Annotated in this window: 15 protein-coding genes; 8 read left to right on the plus strand and 7 right to left on the minus strand. The window is 71.6% G+C overall.

Annotation, left to right across the window (positions count from 1 at the left end):
* Nucleotides 1-37: 37 nt before the first annotated feature.
* Nucleotides 38-2,227: a SpoIIE family protein phosphatase gene (locus KBZ10_RS00995; RefSeq protein WP_210985513.1), complete on the plus strand. Its 2,190-nt coding sequence runs from the start codon at nt 38-40 to the stop codon at nt 2,225-2,227.
* A 19-nt stretch (nt 2,228-2,246) separates the two neighbouring features.
* Here KBZ10_RS00995 and KBZ10_RS01000 read toward each other — a convergent pair whose 3' ends face one another.
* Nucleotides 2,247-3,218: a pirin family protein gene (locus KBZ10_RS01000; RefSeq protein WP_210985514.1), complete on the minus strand. Its 972-nt coding sequence runs from the start codon at nt 3,216-3,218 to the stop codon at nt 2,247-2,249.
* A gap of 191 nt (nt 3,219-3,409) precedes the next feature.
* The gene (locus KBZ10_RS01005; RefSeq protein ID WP_210985515.1) at nt 3,410-3,889 is read right to left on the minus strand and encodes an SseB family protein; all 480 of its coding nucleotides are present in this window, start codon (nt 3,887-3,889) and stop codon (nt 3,410-3,412) included.
* Nucleotides 3,890-4,022: 133 nt separating this feature from the next.
* Here KBZ10_RS01005 and KBZ10_RS01010 point away from each other — a divergent pair, with 133 nt between their 5' ends.
* The 3 genes from KBZ10_RS01010 (at nt 4,023) to KBZ10_RS01020 (ending at nt 7,779) form a co-directional block, all read left to right on the plus strand.
* Nucleotides 4,023-5,849, plus strand: a complete 1,827-nt coding sequence (locus KBZ10_RS01010; RefSeq protein WP_210985747.1) for an acyl-CoA dehydrogenase — start codon at nt 4,023-4,025, stop codon at nt 5,847-5,849.
* Nucleotides 5,850-6,064: 215 nt separating this feature from the next.
* A complete protein-coding gene (locus tag KBZ10_RS01015; RefSeq protein ID WP_210985516.1) occupies nt 6,065-7,363 on the plus strand; it encodes a M18 family aminopeptidase in 1,299 nt (432 codons plus the stop codon).
* Nucleotides 7,364-7,548: 185 nt separating this feature from the next.
* Entirely contained in the window at nt 7,549-7,779 is a 231-nt protein-coding gene (locus KBZ10_RS01020; RefSeq protein WP_210985517.1) for a DUF6458 family protein, read from the plus strand.
* A 248-nt stretch (nt 7,780-8,027) separates the two neighbouring features.
* On the opposite strand, the gene KBZ10_RS01025 is transcribed toward KBZ10_RS01020, so the two are convergent.
* On the minus strand, nt 8,028-9,233 hold the full coding sequence (locus tag KBZ10_RS01025) for a protein-L-isoaspartate(D-aspartate) O-methyltransferase (RefSeq protein ID WP_307847105.1): 1,206 nt from the start codon (nt 9,231-9,233) through the stop codon (nt 8,028-8,030).
* Nucleotides 9,230-9,391, minus strand: coding sequence for a hypothetical protein (locus tag KBZ10_RS01030; RefSeq protein WP_210985773.1), 162 nt, complete (start codon nt 9,389-9,391; stop codon nt 9,230-9,232). The genes KBZ10_RS01025 and KBZ10_RS01030 overlap by 4 nt, the downstream gene beginning before the upstream one ends.
* 260 nt (nt 9,392-9,651) lie before the next feature.
* Here KBZ10_RS01030 and KBZ10_RS01035 point away from each other — a divergent pair, with 260 nt between their 5' ends.
* Nucleotides 9,652-10,983 (plus strand): tol-pal system YbgF family protein, encoded by a 1,332-nt coding sequence (locus KBZ10_RS01035; RefSeq protein ID WP_210985518.1) that lies wholly within the window; start codon nt 9,652-9,654, stop codon nt 10,981-10,983.
* Between the two features lie 69 nt (nt 10,984-11,052).
* Here KBZ10_RS01035 and KBZ10_RS01040 read toward each other — a convergent pair whose 3' ends face one another.
* Complete coding sequence (locus tag KBZ10_RS01040; protein ID WP_210985519.1) at nt 11,053-12,984, minus strand: NHL domain-containing thioredoxin family protein; 1,932 nt, start codon at nt 12,982-12,984, stop codon at nt 11,053-11,055.
* Between the two features lie 92 nt (nt 12,985-13,076).
* Nucleotides 13,077-13,391 (minus strand): hypothetical protein, encoded by a 315-nt coding sequence (locus KBZ10_RS01045; RefSeq protein ID WP_210985520.1) that lies wholly within the window; start codon nt 13,389-13,391, stop codon nt 13,077-13,079.
* 148 nt (nt 13,392-13,539) lie between these two features.
* Here KBZ10_RS01045 and KBZ10_RS01050 point away from each other — a divergent pair, with 148 nt between their 5' ends.
* Complete coding sequence (locus KBZ10_RS01050) at nt 13,540-13,791, plus strand: GntR family transcriptional regulator (RefSeq protein ID WP_210985521.1); 252 nt, start codon at nt 13,540-13,542, stop codon at nt 13,789-13,791.
* 48 nt (nt 13,792-13,839) lie between these two features.
* Nucleotides 13,840-14,079 (plus strand): hypothetical protein, encoded by a 240-nt coding sequence (locus KBZ10_RS29035; RefSeq protein WP_247701601.1) that lies wholly within the window; start codon nt 13,840-13,842, stop codon nt 14,077-14,079.
* A 45-nt stretch (nt 14,080-14,124) separates the two neighbouring features.
* Here the strand turns inward: KBZ10_RS29035 and KBZ10_RS29040 are convergent, their stop codons facing one another.
* The gene (locus KBZ10_RS29040; protein WP_247701602.1) at nt 14,125-14,601 is read right to left on the minus strand and encodes a hypothetical protein; all 477 of its coding nucleotides are present in this window, start codon (nt 14,599-14,601) and stop codon (nt 14,125-14,127) included.
* A 321-nt stretch (nt 14,602-14,922) separates the two neighbouring features.
* Between KBZ10_RS29040 and KBZ10_RS01065 the strand changes: the two genes are divergently transcribed.
* A complete protein-coding gene (locus KBZ10_RS01065) occupies nt 14,923-16,170 on the plus strand; it encodes a helix-turn-helix domain-containing protein (protein ID WP_210985522.1) in 1,248 nt (415 codons plus the stop codon).
* Nucleotides 16,171-16,214: the final 44 nt, after the last annotated feature.

Here is a 16,214-nt window from a genome sequence, read left to right on the forward strand (position 1 = left end):
GTCGTCATATCGCCCCGAACCTGCCTAAAGTGATGTAATGCGCTCCGAGGATGTCCTGTCCGCCACCGCGACCGGGCTCTGGCGCTGGGACACCGTCTCGAAGGCCCTGCGGATGGACGCCGAGGCGGCCCGGCTGCTGGGCCTGGACGCGGTCGACACCACGCTCTCCCCGGGGGCCACCCGCGCCCGCTTCCACCCCGTGGACTGGGTGGAGATGTACGAGGTCGTGAGCCTGGCCCTCGCCGAGGGCAATCTGGCCGAGGTGCTGATGCGGGTGATCGGCGACGACGGCAGGGTGCTCCGCAGGATCCGCGTCCGCGCACGGCCGCACCGGCACATCGGCCGGGTCACGCTGATCGGCACCGTCCAGGAGCTTCCCGAGGAGCCGCGGCACGCCGACGACGCCGCGGCGCCTCCCCGGGTCACCGGCGACTGGCGGCGGGCCCGGGAGGCCTTCCTGCTGGACGCCGGGCGGGCGCTGGCCGAGGCCGGGTCCACCTCCGAGGTGCTGCGGGTGGCCGGGAACCTCTCCATGCCGGGCTTCTCCCCGAACGGCCTCGTCGTCTTCTCCGCCGAGGGGGACTGGCTGAGGATCGTGGGCCACCACGGCGACCGCCCCGGCGACGAGGAGGCCGCCACCGAGGAGATGCCGCTGGACACCCCCTATCCGGCCGCCGAGGTGGTGCGCACCGGCCGCGCCGTCTATCTCTCCTCACCCGAGGAGTTCCGCGAGCGGTACCCCCTCACCTGGCCGTTGGTGTCCCGCTACGGCCTGCAGTCGTGGGCCTACGTCCCGCTGATCACGGCGGGCCGCACCACCGGGGCCTGGCTGGCCACCTTCGACCACCGGGTCGCCTTCACCCCCGACGAGCGGTCCATCCTGGCCACCGTGGCCCGGATGCTGGCCCAGGCGCTCTCCCGGGCCGGCACCCAGGAGTCCCAGCGGGAGCTGACCACGGGACTCCAGCGGGCCATGCTGCCCCAGGCCGCGCCGGAGACCCCGGGGATGACGGTGGCCGCCCGCTACGTGCCGACCGGCGGAGGGCTCCAGCTCGGCGGCGACTGGTACGACGTGATCCCGCTGCCCTCCGACCGCGTCGCCTTCATCGTCGGGGACGTCCAGGGCCATGACGTGCGCGCCGCGAGCCTGATGACCCAGTTGCGGATCGCCCTGCGCGCCTACGCCTCCGAGGGACACCGTCCCGATGCCGTGCTCTCCCGCGCCTCGCGCTTCCTGGCCGGGCTCGCCGACCGGCGGCCGGACGGAGAGGGCGGCGGGGACGATCCGCGCTTCGCCACCATGCTCTACGTCGAGGCGGACCCGGCGTCCGGGACGCTGGACATCGCCCGGGCCGGCCATCAGGAGCCCGTCACACGGATGAACGACGGCACCATGATGGCCCGGCCCACGACCGGCGGGCCGCCGCTCGGCGTCTCCCCGGGCGCCGACTATCCGATCACCAAGATCGTCCTGGAGCCGGGGGAGCTGATGATGCTCTTCACCGACGGCCTGCTGGAGACCGGCGGGCACGATCTCGAGACCGGCTGGCAGCGGCTGCGCGAGGCGATCGAGGAGAATGTCTCGGAGGACATGGAGACCATGGCCGACGGCCTGATCCAGGCCGTGCACGGCCCGTCCTCCCACTACCGGCCCGGCCCGCTCTCCGACCGGCGCGAGGACGACATCGTGCTGCTGCTGATCTGCCGGAACGGCCCCGGCTGCGGCGCCCCCGCCCTGTACCCGCCCCGCCGGCTGCGCCGGGCGGTCATGACCATCGCCCAGGCCGAGCCCGAGCGCATCTCGCTGGCCCGCCGGCAGCTGCGCGAGCTGATGCACGACTGGTCGGATCCGGAGCAGGTCGACTCGGCCGAGCTGATGCTCTCCGAGATGGTCACCAACGTCCTGGTGCACACGGACGGTGACGCCCTGGCCGTCGCCGAGATCACCGCGCCGGACGGGGACGGCAGCCTCGGCCGGCGGCTCCGCGTCGACGTGGCGGACAGCAGCGACGAGCTGCCGCACCGCCGCCGGCCGGGCGAGCTGGCCTCCTCGGGGCGCGGCCTGGTGCTGATGGAGCTGCTCGCCCACGCCTGGGGGGTCGACCCCCGGGGCGAGGGCAAGAGCACCTGGTTCGAGCTGTTCGAGAACACCGACCCGCCGGGCTCGGGCGATCGTGAGCCGGGCGGGCCGCCGCTCCCCGAGGCCGTCGCGGATTTCGCCGCCTGACCGGCCGGGGCCGGCGTCCTCACAGCCCGCTTCCGGACATCCCGTGCACGGCGGGGATCGTGCCCAGCCGTCCCTTCCGGAAGTCGTCGAAGGCCTGCTGGAGCTCTTCGCGGGTGTTCATGACGAACGGCCCGTAGTGCGCCATGGGCTCCCGGATCGGCCGGCCGCCGAGCAGGACGACCTCCAGGTCGGGCGTGGGGGAGTCCTGCTTCCCGTCCGCGCGGACGGTGAGCGAGGAGCCGGCGCCGAAGACGGCGGTCTGGCCCAGGCGGACCGGACGCCGCTCGGCACCGACCGCCCCGCGGCCCGCGAGGACGTAGGCGAGGCCGTTGAAGTCCTCGCGCCAGGGCAGGGTGAGCTCGGCGCCGGGGGCCAGCGTCGCGTGGACCATCGTGATGGGCGTGTGCGTGATGCCCGGCCCCCGGTGGCCGTCCAGTTCACCGGCGATGACCCGCAGCACGGCGCCGCCGTCGGGGGAGGTGAGCAGCCGCACGCCGCCGCCCCGGATGTCCTGGTAGCGCGGCGGCATCATCTTGTCCCTGGCCGGGAGGTTCACCCACAGCTGGAGCCCGTGGAAGAGTCCGCCGGACAGGACGAGCCGCTCCGGCGGCGCCTCGATGTGCAGCAGGCCGGCGCCGGCCGTCATCCACTGGGTGTCACCGTTGGTGATGGTGCCGCCACCACCGTTGGAGTCTCGGTGGTCGAAGACCCCGTCGATGATGTAGGTGACGGTCTCGAAGCCGCGGTGCGGGTGCCACGGAGTGCCTTTCGGCTCCCCGGGCCGGTACTCCACCTCACCCATCTGGTCCATCATGATGAACGGGTCCAGGTGCCGGTAATGGATGCCCGCGAAGGCCCGGCGGACGGGGAAGCCCTCGCCCTCGAAACCGCTCGGCGCGGTCGTCACGGCGAGCACGGGGCGGGCCACGGCGTCCGCGGGGGCGGCCACGCGCGGCAGGGTCAGGGGGTTCTCGACGGTGATGGCGGGCATGGGGGCCTCCTCGGGGCTTTAGTTGAACAGTAAACAACAACCCGAGGCGCCGCCATTCCCGAGACCGGAACGGACATGACCCGGGCGCCCCTGCCGGGGAGCATGCCCCACGGACGGCGGCCGCGCGAGACCACCTCCGCCGAGAACCGGGGGAGCGCGGCCGGCGCGCGGCACAGCCGGCCGGACAACCCTCAGCCGTACATCCGGCGCATCGCGAAGTCGACCATCTGCTCGACGGCCTTCGCGTCGAAGACCATCCGGTGCTCCCCCTCCATGTCCAGCACGAAGCCGTAGCCCGTGGGCAGCAGGTCGAGCACCTCGGCGCCGGTCAGCGTGAAGTACTTCGACTCCTTGCCGGCGTAGCCGCGCAGCTCCTTGAGGGAGGTGAAGAGGGGGATCACCGGCTGCTGGGTGCTGTGCAGCGCCAGAAAACCGGGGCCCTCGCCACGCGGGCAGTAGATCTTCGAGGTCGAGAAGACGTGCTGGAAGTCCTCGGCCGACATCGATCCGGTGGTGAAGGCCCGTACCGCGTCGGCCAGCGAGGGCGGCGACGGCTCGGGGTAGAGCGGCTGGCCCGGCTGGGCGCCGTAGCCGCCGCGCCCCTGCTGCGGAGGTGGCGGAGGGGCCGCGTAACCCTGCCCGGCGCCCGGGTTCTGGTCATAGCCGTACATGCCCCAAAGGGTAACGAGTCACAGTTGACCGGCTAGGGCTTGCGTCTTATTACTGACGGGTAGCATCATGGCGTGACCACGTTTGGTACGCAGTAGAGGTATGCCGCCTCCCCGAAGCTACGGAGCCGTCGCCATGGGGCACTACAAGTCGAATCTCCGCGACATCGAGTTCAACCTCTTCGAGGTGCTCGGGCGCGACAAGCTGTACGGCACCGGCCCGTTCGCGGAGATGGACGTCGACACCGCCAAGAGCGTCCTGTCCGAGATCGCCCGCCTCGCCGAGAACGAGCTCGCCGAGTCCTACGCCGACGCGGACCGCAACCCGCCGGTGTTCGACCCGGAGACCAACACCGCACCGCTCCCGGAGTCCTTCAAGAAGAGCTACCAGGCCTTCATGGACGCCGAGTGGTGGCGCCTGGGCATCCCGGAGGCGCTCGGCGGCACCATCACCCCGCGCTCCCTGCTCTGGGGCTTCGCCGAGACCATCCTGGGCTCCAACCCGGCGATCTGGATGTACTCCTCCGGCCCGGCCTTCGCCGGCGTCCTCTACGACGAGGGCACCGAGGAGCAGAAGAAGATCGCGCAGATCGCGGTGGAGAAGCAGTGGGGCTCCACCATGGTGCTGACCGAGCCCGACGCGGGCTCCGACGTGGGCGCCGGCCGCACCAAGGCCGTCCAGCAGGAGGACGGCAGCTGGCACATCGAGGGCGTGAAGCGCTTCATCACCTCGGGCGAGCACGACATGGCCGAGAACATCATCCACTACGTGCTGGCCCGCCCCGAGGGCGCCGGCCCCGGCACCAAGGGCCTGTCCCTGTTCATGGTGCCGAAGTACGAGTTCGACTTCGAGACCGGCGAGCTGGGCGCGCGCAACGGCGTCTACGCCACCAACGTCGAGCACAAGATGGGCCTCAAGGTCTCCAACACCTGCGAGATGACCTTCGGCGACAAGCACCCCGCCAAGGGCTGGCTCATCGGTGACAAGCACGACGGCATCCGCCAGATGTTCATGATCATCGAGTTCGCGCGGATGATGGTCGGCACGAAGGCCATCGCCACCCTCTCCACCGGCTACCTCAACGCCCTGGAGTACGCCAAGGAGCGCGTGCAGGGCCCGGACCTGGCCGCCTTCACGGACAAGAGCGCCCCGCGCGTCACCATCACGCACCACCCCGACGTCCGCCGCTCGCTGATGACGCAGAAGGCGTACGCCGAGGGCATGCGCTCCCTCGTCCTCTACACCGCCTCCATCCAGGACGAGATCCTCGTCAAGGAGGCCGCGGGCGAGGACGCCTCCGCCATCCACCGCCTCAACGACCTGCTGCTGCCGATCGTCAAGGGCTACGGCTCCGAGAAGTCCTACGAGCTGCTCGCCCAGTCGCTGCAGACCTTCGGCGGCTCCGGCTACCTCCAGGAGTACCCCCTGGAGCAGTACATCCGGGACGCCAAGATCGACACCCTCTACGAGGGCACCACCGCCATCCAGGGCCAGGACTTCTTCTTCCGGAAGATCGTCCGGGACCAGGGCCAGGCGCTGACCGCCCTCTCCGAGGAGATCAAGAAGTTCCTCGGCGACGCCGAGGGCGGCGAGGAACTGGCCGACGCCCGCGCCGAGCTGTCCAAGGCCGCGGTCGACCTGGAGGCCATCGTCGGCCACATGCTGACCGACCTGGCCGCCACCGAGCAGGACGTGAAGTCGATCTACAAGGTCGGCCTCAACACCACCCGCCTGCTGATGGCCTCCGGCGACGTCGTCGTCGGCTACCTGCTGCTCAAGGGCGCCGCGGTCGCCGCCGCGAAGCTCGCCTCGGCCTCCGCCAAGGACAAGCCGTTCTACGAGGGCAAGATCGCCGCGGCGAAGTTCTTCGCGCACACCGTGCTGCCGGGCGTCTCCGCCCAGCGCACGCTGGCCGAGAAGACCGACAACTCCCTGATGGAGCTGGACGAGGCCGCCTTCTGAGGCGTCACCGCGTCCGGAACGCCCACCGCGTTCCCCACCGCCCAGGTCCCCGTCCGCGGATGAGGCCCTGAAACCCCGGCCCGCACAGGCCGTCCGCGCCGACGCGCGGCCGGGGTCCCGACCCCCGCCCGGCAGGTCCCGCCGGGCGGGGGTCACCTTCTGCGCGCAGCGAGCCCGTTCGGGCCCCTTCCGGCCCCTTTCCTATGCTGAACCCCATGAGCCGACCTCCCCGCTTCACCCGCGCGCACACCGACGACCTGATCTCCTACCTCGCGGCGAGCCCCTCGCCCTACCACGCGGTCGCCAACGCCGCGGGACGGCTGGAGACGGCCGGGTTCCGGCAGGTCGAGGAGACCGAGGCGTGGGACGGCTCGCCCGGCGGCCGGTACGTCCTGCGGGGCGGGGCGCTCATCGCCTGGTACGTCCCCGACGGCGCCGGCCCCGAGACCCCGTACCGGATCATCGGCGCCCACACCGACTCCCCCAACCTGCGGGTGAAGCCCGTCCCCGACACGGGCGCGCACGGCTGGCGGCAGATCGCCGTCGAGATCTACGGCGGCACCCTCCTCAACACCTGGCTCGACCGGGACCTCGGCCTCAGCGGCCGGCTCACCCTGCGCGACGGCTCCCACCGGCTCGTCACCGTCGACCGGCCGCTGCTGCGCGTGCCCCAGCTCGCCGTCCACCTCGACCGCGCCGTCAACGCCGAGGGCCTCAAGCTCGACAAGCAGCGCCACATGACGCCCGTCTGGGGCCTCGGCGACGTCCACGAGGGCGACCTCGTCTCCTTCGTCGCGGACGAGGCCGGGGTCCCCGCCGGGGAGATCGCCGGCTGGGACCTGATGGTCCACAGCGTCGAACCCCCCGCCTACCTCGGCCGCGACCGCGAACTGCTCGCCGGGCCGCGCATGGACAACCTGCTGTCCGTGCACGCCGGCACGGCCGCCCTCGCCGCCGTCACCCGGGACGGCGGGGAGCACCTCACGGCCATCCCCGTCCTCGCCGCCTTCGACCACGAGGAGAACGGCAGCCAGTCCGACACCGGCGCCGACGGACCGCTCCTCGGCAGCGTCATGGAACGCTCCGTCTTCGCCCGCGGCGGCGGTTACGAGGACCGCGCCCGCTCCTTCGCCGGCTCCTTCTGCCTCTCCTCCGACACCGGCCACGCCGTCCACCCCAACTACGCGGAACGGCACGAACCCGGCCACCACCCGATGCCGAACGGCGGCCCCATCCTCAAGGTCAACGTCAACCAGCGCTACGCCACCGACGGCGCCGGCCGGGCCGTCTTCGTCCGCGCCTGCGAGCGGGCCGGGGTGCCCTGGCAGGCGTTCGTCTCCAACAACTCCATGCCCTGCGGCACCACGATCGGCCCCATCACCGCCGCCCGGCACGGCATCGCGACGGTCGACATCGGCGCCGCCATCCTCTCCATGCACTCGGCCCGCGAACTGTGCGGCGCCGACGACCCGCATCTGCTCGCCGACGCGCTCCGGGCGTTCCTGGAGGAGTGAGCCGGGGCGGCGTTCCGGCTGCGGGGCGGCGCGGCGTTCCGCCGCGGCCGGAATGCGTTGGCGCGCGGGGCACTTGACACCCGGCGGTTCCCCTCCACACCAAGCGGCGCATGGAGCCCCCCGCCCCGGGTATCCGGAGGCTACGCACGGAGCCCGGAAGGCCAACGCTTGAGGAGGCGGATCCCATGGGTATCGGCGGAAGCATCCTTCTGATCGCGGTCGGGGGCATCCTGACCTTCGCCGTGAGCTGGGACATTGCCGGAGTCAACCTCGATCTGGTCGGCCTCATCATGATGGCGGTCGGTCTCATCGGGCTCGCGGCCTACGTGAGCATCCTGAAGCGGCGCAGGGTCCAGCCGCCGGCCCCGGGCGCCCCGGTGGTCGAGGTCGAGGACCACAACCGCTACTACCGGTGATGCGGAGTACGCGCAGGCGTACTCGGCCGGGAAAGGGTACGGCCGCCGCGTGATCAACGGCTGGTGTGGACAAACGAAGATCACGCGGTGGCCGCAGACCAGAACGGAGTCCCTGCTCGCCGGCGGATGTGCGCCCTCCCGACGCCCGCCGACGGAACGCACGGACCACACGAACGCACAGGGCTGGAACTGCGGCGGAGTACAGGACGGTGCGCCTTCTCCGTGCCCGGCTGTGGTGCCGGCGCGCCTCAGCCCCCGGGGCCCCGCTCCGCCACTCTCACAGCCCAGGAGTCCGCCGGGTCGTCCAGCCACACCCGCTGTCCCTCCGGCGTGACGGTGAGGCCGAACCGGGTGTGGTCCGGTTCGCCACGGCCCACCCACCACCGGTAGGCCGCTTCGACCTCATCCCACAACCGGCGCGGTCCCGACTGCCAGACTTTCGCCTCCGGCTCTCCGTCACGGAACATCACGCACGCCCAGGAGCGGTCACTCAGTCCGTAGAACCACACCGGCCGTGCACCCTCGCGCTTCTCCGCGACGGCCTGAGTGCAGTCCCGCACACGGAGCCCCAGGGCGAACGGAACGGCTGTGTACCTCCCGGTGATGAGCTCCCCTTCGGTCACCGTGGTCGTGGATGTGTCGGCGCTCTCCGTCGCCCCCGCCGAGGCATATTCGCTGTGGTCGGCCAGGGACAGCCGCTGTGCGCGCAGCTTCATGAATTCCACGGGGCGTGTGAAGGGCCCCGATGCCGTCCCGTTTCTCACCACCAGTCGGGCCACAGCATCCGCGTTGGAATAGTGCGTGCCCCAAGGGGCGACGATGAGGCCGCCCGAACGGGTTTGCTCGATCCACGCCCCCGGGATCTCCCGGAGTCCGACGGTAGCCAGGACGCGGTCATACGGCGCGGGGCCCGCGTAGCCCTGGAACCCGTCGCCCAGGACGACTTCCGGGTACAGCCCCAGCGCGCAGAGCCGTTCCCGGGCCCTTCCCGACACGGAGCGGTCCACCTCGACCGTGACGACGTTCCGACCGCCGAGGCGGTGTGTCAGGGCCCCGGCCGTCTCGCCCGTGCCGGTGCCGACGTCGAGTGCCCGCATGCCCTCCTCCACGGCCATCGCTTGAAGCATGGCGTACACGACTGAGGGCATGGACGAGGAACTGGTCGACACCTTCCCCGGCGCGGTGCCGGTGTGCTTGCCGTCATCCCACTGCGTCACGATGGGGACGTTGCTGTCCGCCGCGGCATACCAGGCATCGGGGTCGGCGGCCCGGTCGACGGTGACGCTCGCGCCCTTGTCCATGTCGAACGGCCACATCACGTCAGGCAGGAAGGCGGCCCGGTCCACTGCCGCGAACGTCGGAGCCCAGTCCGGCGTCATCGAACGCGTCTCCAGGAGGAGGCGCCCCAGCTCCTTTCGGCTGGGGCGGCCCGCCTGCGCAGAGTCGATCGTCACTTGCGGTGCGTCCCGTCGCCGGGCGGGGTGTCGCCGTCAGGGGACGGCGGGTCCTGGGGCGGCGTCCACGGGGTGCCGGGGTGTCCGTCGCCTCCGTCCCCTCCGCCTTCACGGAGTCCGCCGTTGTGGGCGGCGGTGAGGATCTGCATGTTCCTCACGTCACCCTCCTCTCGCTCCGAGTGGTACCGGTCATGCTCGGGCCACCGTCGGGGGACGGTGGGTCCGGAGGAACGGGCCACGGCTCGCCGGGAGTCGTGCTGAGCGTAGGCAACAACATGATGTCCTCTTCTCCGTTTCCCGCCGTGTCCGTGGCGGTGCACGCACTACGTAACCGGACGGACACGCACGGCGGTACCGTGAACGCAACGCCAGAACTTGAAAGCGTTGAAAGTCTGCGGGGAACGCCGGGAGTTGAGCCATGGCCAAGCGTGAGCCAAACGCCTGTCTGAGTCGCCTGCTCGGTGAAACCGGCGGGAGCCAAAGCCGGTTCGCCACGGCCGTGAACCGGATTGGTACCGAACAGGGCACGCGGCTGAGGTACGACGCCTCCGCCGTGAGTCACTGGCTCACGGGGACGACTCCCAGGAGAGAGGTGCGCCCCCTCATCCTGGAAGCCCTGGCCCGCAAGCTGGCTCGCCCTGTCACGCACGCGGACGCCGGATTCCCCATGCCCACCGGTCAGCCCCAGAGCACTACCGTTGAAGGACTGCTGGAGCTGGGGAGGCACGACATGGACCCGTCCCGCCGTGGCGTCCTGGGCGCCGCTCTCTTCTCCGCCGCACTCACCATTCCGGACTGGCCGAACGTGGTGGGCCGTATGGAGGCAGTCCGGACCGGCCGTACCCACCGCATCGGGTACGCGGAAGTGGACGCGGTGGTGGCCATGACGGACAAGGTGTCAGAACTGGACGACGTGTTCGGCGGACGCCACGCCAGGCCCATGGCCGCCGCTTTCCTGGTCAATACGGTCACCCCCCACCTCCGCGCCGACGCTTCCGACGGCGTACGCAAGGCCATGCTCTCCGCCGCTTCGGACCTCCTGTACCTGACCGGGTACATGGCCGTGGACGAAGGGCTTCACGGCCTGGCACAGCGGTATTACGTCAAGGCCCTGGAGCTGGCCGGGGCAGCCGACGACCGCCTGACCTACTGCACCACATTGCGCGGAATGAGCCTCCAGGCCGTGGACCTCGGCCACCATGCCCACGCCCTCCGTCTGGCCGATGCCGCCGCCGCGGCCTCCCGCAACGCCGGGCCCCGTATGCGCGCCTTCCTGTCCGGGCAACAGGCTCACGCCTACGCGGCCGGCGGCGACCGTGTCACCGCCCTGCGATACATACGGGAGGCGGAAGTGGCCATGGACAAGGCGGAGTCCCGGGCAAAGACGTTCGGGAGCTATGACCCCTCGTCCCTGGCGTACCACATAGCCCAGGTCCAGTACGGTCTGGGAGACCTGTCCGGGTCCGTGAAGAACATGAAGGAGTCATCCCGCCTCCGCCACGATGTGTACCGCCGGACCCGCGTTCGCTATGACGCGATGTTGGCGGAACGCCAGCTGGAACTCGGCCACCTGGAAGCGGCGTGTGCCACCTGGCACCGCGTGCTGGATGATTACCCGCTGGTCCACTCCGGCCGGGCGGACGAACGGGTAGCCGTCATGAAGGCTCTCATCCGTCCCCACGCACGAAACCGGGCGGCCCAGGCCCTGTACGAGCGGGCCCAGGCCGTGAACGTCCCGGCCACCGCATGAGCGGCTGCAGACAAACCCGCGCTCCGGCGGGCTCACCCGGGCCCGGGCCGTGTCACGGCCTCACGGCCGTCAGGGCGTGTCGAGTCCCGCCAGCACCAGGGGGAGGCGGTCCGCGCCGCCCTCGGACACCGTCACCGGAACTCCCCAGTCCTGCTGGTGCACATGGCAGGCCGGGTACTCCTGCGCCGGGTCGTCGTCACAGGACGCCGCCATCGCCGAGACGTGCAGCACCCCTTCGGTGAACCCCTCGGCCAGGACGAGATCGCGCCCGAGCCCCGTGTCCGTACCGGAGCCCTCCGCCAGCAGCTCCGGCGGCGTCGCGCTGACGACGAGCCGGGTCGCGGGGCCGTAGCGCTCGTCCAGCTTCTGCCCGGCGGGCGGCCGGAACACCACGTCGAGCCGGAGCCGCCCCGGCGCCACCTCGGTGGCCGCGCGCCGCGTCCGGTGCGCCACCGGCTCGACGCGCACCGCCTCCTCCGGGAGCCGCAGCCGCGTCAGCCGGTGCCGGGCGGACTCGACGACCACGATCGCGTCGCCGTCGAGCACGGCGTCCGAGGGCTCGCGCAGATCGGTGGCGAGGGTGGTCACCTCGCCGGTGGCCGGGTCGTAGCGGCGCAGCGCGTGGTTGTACGTGTCGCTGACGGCGACCGAGCCGTCCGGGAGCGCGGTGACGCCCAGGGGATGCTGGAGCAGGGCCTGCCCGGCGGGGCCGTCGCGGTGCCCGAAGTCGAAGAGGCCGGTGCCGACAGCCGTGCGGACGATGAACTCCCCGCCCGCGGCACCCGGTTCGGCCGATCCGGCCCGCTCATCCGGTCCGGCCGGCTCGCCCGGTCCGGCCGGCTCGGCGCGCTCGATCCAGCGGAGGGCGCTGGTCTCGGAGTCGGCGATCCACAGCCGGTCCCCGGCGGCCGCGAGCCCGGACGGCTGCGCGAACCACGCCTCTGCGGCGGGCCCGTCCACCAGACCCTCGTTGGTTGTACCGGCAACGGCTTCGACGGTGGCGCCACCGTCCCCGTCCCCGTCCCCGCCCGCGCCCGCGCCCGCGTCCGCCGGCGGGGTCCACGTCCAGAGCTGGTGAACGCCGGCCATGGCGATCCACAGCCGGTCCGCGAACCACGCCACGTCCCAGGGCGAGGAGAGATCCGTCTCCCAGGCGGGCCCGGAGGTCGCGGAGCCCTGCCACCACTGGCGGCCGGTGCCCGCGATCGTCGTCACCCGGCCCGTCTCCGCGTCCACCGCCCGCAGCGCGTGGTTGACCGTGTCGGCCACCGCGACCCTGCCGTCGGGCAGCAGCGCCAGGCCCTGCGGCTCGCTGAACCGCGCCTCGTCCGAACCGCCGTCGGCCAGGCCACGCTCACCGCTGCCGATCCGGCGGAGGACGGTCTCGCCGTCGGCGGCCAGCTCCACCAGGGCGTGCCGGGTGGAGTCCGAGACGAGGAAGGTGCCGCCGGGCAGCCGGACGGCCTTGCCGGGGAACCGCAGATCGGTCGGCACCGGCTCGGGCGCGACGTACGGTCCCTCGCCGCGCCGCAGGGTCCCCTTGGCGGCGTGCTCCTCCTCCAGCTCCGCCACGAGCCGCTCGATGGCATGGGCGTGGCCCTCACCGGCGTGCTGGGCGACGACGTAGCCCTCGGGGTCGATGACCACGAGCGTGGGCCAGGCCCGCACGGCGTACTGCTTCCAGGTGGCCAGCTCGGGATCGTCGAGCACGGGGTGGTGCACCTCGTAGCGCTCGACGGCGTCCACGACGGCCTGGTGCTCGGCCTCGTGCACGAACTTGGGCGAGTGGACCCCGATCACCACGACCGTGTCCCGGTGCTTCTCCTCCAACTCCCGCAACTCGTCGAGCACATGCAGGCAGTTCACACAGCAGAACGTCCAAAAATCCAAGATCACAACGCGCCCCCGCAGGTCGGCGAGGGTGTACGAGGTACCGCCGGTGTTGAGCCAGCCGCCCTTGCCGATCAGTTCGGGAGCGCGGACGCGTGCGTGCTTTGCCATCCCTCCATCGTGCCCGACGACGGGCGAGGCCCGGACGCCGGGCACAGGCATGGCCGGGGCCGCCCAGGCGTCCCGGGGGCGGTCTCAGCGCGTCACGGCAGCACGGCTTCGTCTGGGTCCGGCGACCCGAGTCGGCCGCCGCGTGACTCGGCGACCAGCAGGGCATCGGCCAGGCACTCGGCGAGCCGTTTCGCCGCGTAGCGCAGTTCGGACACCGTCGCCTTCGGGTCGTCCAGAACTCCGCGCGCGAGGTCCAGGACGTCCGCGCCGGTCTTGAGCTGCGCGGCCTCGACGTTGTCGGCGAGCTTGGTCAGGAAGCCGCCGGGGTCGCCGTCCGGAATGTATGCGCGTCGGCCCTCTGGTCCGGGCCATGGAAGAAGGCGGACAGGGGTCAGTAGGCTTCGCATCGTCGTTCGCTCCTCGCAGCGATCGGCCATGCCCCGGGCCGTGCCAGCGGCGCCGGGGTTCTCCATGACCAACGGTACGCGCACCGCACCATGCCGCACCAGTCCACACCAATGCGCACGGGTGTGCCAACGGGCGCACCATTGGCTCATGGTCCGCACCATTAATCCCGACGACCCGCGTCACCCGTACCAGCAGATCGCCGACCACCTCGCGGAAGAGATCACGTCGGGCGAACTGTCCGGCCGGGTCCCGTCGGAGCTGGAGTTGCGCCGCGAATACTCATCCGGGGCGTCGACGGTCCAGCGGGCCTTGACCGTGCTGCGTGAGCGCGGCTTGATCTACACGGTTCCCGGCCGCGGGTCGTTCGTGAAGCAGCCCGACGACGACGCGGAGAGGTGACCGTCCGCCTCCGACTGGAGCGGGAGTTGGGCGCGGTCCTCCGAAGATGTGCTGGACTGGGTCGAGGCACCTGGCATCCGGATGCTGTTCGTCTTCGACCCCGACGGCGGGGCGTCTTTCTCCTGGGCAGGGCAGATGAAACTCGGCACGATGGCCGACCTGACGGCCGACATCACCCCGGAGAAGCGCGAGCGCATTGATGCCATCAAGGCGGAGATGGCCGACGCCGAGCGGGGACACGACGCCGAGGCACCCGCCGGTGGACAACTGGCGCCAGGCGCGCCGTGAACGCGGAGGCCGGCCTTTGGGGACCGGCCTCCGCTCATGCTCGGTTCAGCGACCGTCCGCCGGGATCCGGCCGTCGTTCTTGCCGCCCTCACACCTGCGGGACGGATCCTGCGCGGTCGGCCCCGCGTCGTCAACGGGCGAATCGTCCTCCTCGTCGGCGTCCGTCAGACGGGCGCCGCGCGACGTGGCGACTCTCAGTGCGTCGAACAGGCACTCACTGAGCCGGGTCGCGGTGAACCGCATCTCGGACGCGGACGCCTTCGGATCGCGCAAGATCCTCTTGGCGGCGGCCAGCACGCTCTCGCCGATGCCGAGCTGGGCCTCCTCCATCTCGTCGGCGAGCCGGGACAGCATGCTGTTCGGGTCGCTGGTGCGGAGGTAGGCCGGTTTGCCGGAGTCGGACCACGGCAGGAGGCGGGGGCGGGTGTCACGCGACCACCCCCGGCAGGTCGATGCCCTGTGGCACCAGCAACAGCCGGATGCGGCGGCGGTGTCGTCGTTCGCGCTCGGTCCTTCGTTCATGGGCGATGAGGTACGGCCGGACGAGTCCGATGGCTGCGCCGTCCAGCGCGGGCGGTCCCGGACACCGGGGAACGGTGGGTGCCGCGGACAACGAGGTTGCCCCCGTTGACCGGTGGCGCCCCCCAGGAGGAAGCAGCAACCGCAGCAGCGGACGAAGGAGCCTCTCGGTAGTTTTGAGCATGTCGTCAACCTCCAAGCCAGGTTGGTGGCCATGCCCCCGGGCCGTCGCCACGGTCGCGGGGGTCCTTTCGCGAAGACCCTCGCGCCCGTTCCCGCGCAAAGCCATGCCACGGCCCTATGGGTGCGCCCTATATTGGGCGTATGGGGGAAAATCGCGCGGACGTGTGGTCCCACCCGCAATTGGTGTCGACGGTCGCCGCCGGGGACTGGGGCGCCGTCTTTCGTACGTACCGGCAGCTCACCGGGATGAGCCAGACGAAGCTCGGGGAGCGCGTCGGCCTCGTTCAGCCCGAGGTGTCCAACATCGAGCGCGGCCGGAGGCACGTCACTTCGGTCGAGGTGCGGCAGCGGATCGTGGAAGGGCTCCGCGTCCCGGCCCACCTCTTGGCAGCCGACCGGCCGGGCGCCGGCTCACCGGTGCCCGCGCTCGCCGGGCCCGGCCCCGGGCCGGACGAGGACCTGCTGGCTCGCGTGACGAGCGTGGTCGACGGAGAGCACCCCGTGGACGCCGCCACGCTCGACTGGCTCGACCGGCTCCTGGCGGAGCATCGCCGGGCCGAGGACGAGATCGGTTCGCGGCCGTTGGCGGGCTTGATGCGCCGGCAACTCCGGACGGTGGTGGACCTGTACGGCAACGCCCGGGGCCCGTTGGCGAGCCGGGTGGTACGCCTGGCGTCCGAGCACGCGCAGTTCCTGGCGTGGATGGCGCAGGATCAGGGGAAGACGGCAGCCGCCCTCGCCTGGTACGACCGCAGCCATGAGTGGGCGCTGGAGGCCGGTGACGCCACTATGGCGGCCACGACGCTCAGCATGAAGGCGCACATGGCGTGGTCGGGCGGCCGTGGGGACCGGTGTGTGCGTCTGGCGGAGGCGGCTCGCTGGTCGGCCCCGGGAACGTCCCTCGGAGTCCAGGGCATGGCCGCTCAGATGGCCGCCCGAGGTCACGCACTGGGCGGCGATGCCGACGACGCCGAGCGGCTCCTGGACCAAGCGCAGGAACTCATCGGCCGCGCGGCGCAGCGCCCGGAGGACGAGCCCCCGTGGATGTACTTCTACGGCGAGACGTGGTTCACGCTGCAACGGGGGATGGCCGCACTGCACCTGCGCGACGGAAAGACGGCGGTGCGCCACCTCACGGCCGGGCTGGCGGCGCTGCCGGACGACTACCGGCGCGACAAGACGTGGTACCGGGCCTGCCTGGCACACGCGCTGGCCGAAGCGGGCGAGGCGTCGCACGCCGCCTCGGTCGCGCTGGCCATCGTGCCCGACGCTGCCGAGATCGGCCGCCCCCACGCGTGGAACGAGCTGCACACCGTGGCCGCTGCCCTGATGCGGCGAGGTGCGGGGGAGGCACGGCAACTCGTGGCCACGCTGCGAACGTACGACTGACGGGGGCGCGGGGTGCCGCCGCGTCTTGGGCCCTCGCGCCCTGG

The sequence above is a fragment of the Streptomyces sp. F63 genome (genome assembly GCF_018070345.1).
Taxonomy (GTDB): Bacteria; Actinomycetota; Actinomycetes; order Streptomycetales; family Streptomycetaceae; genus Streptomyces.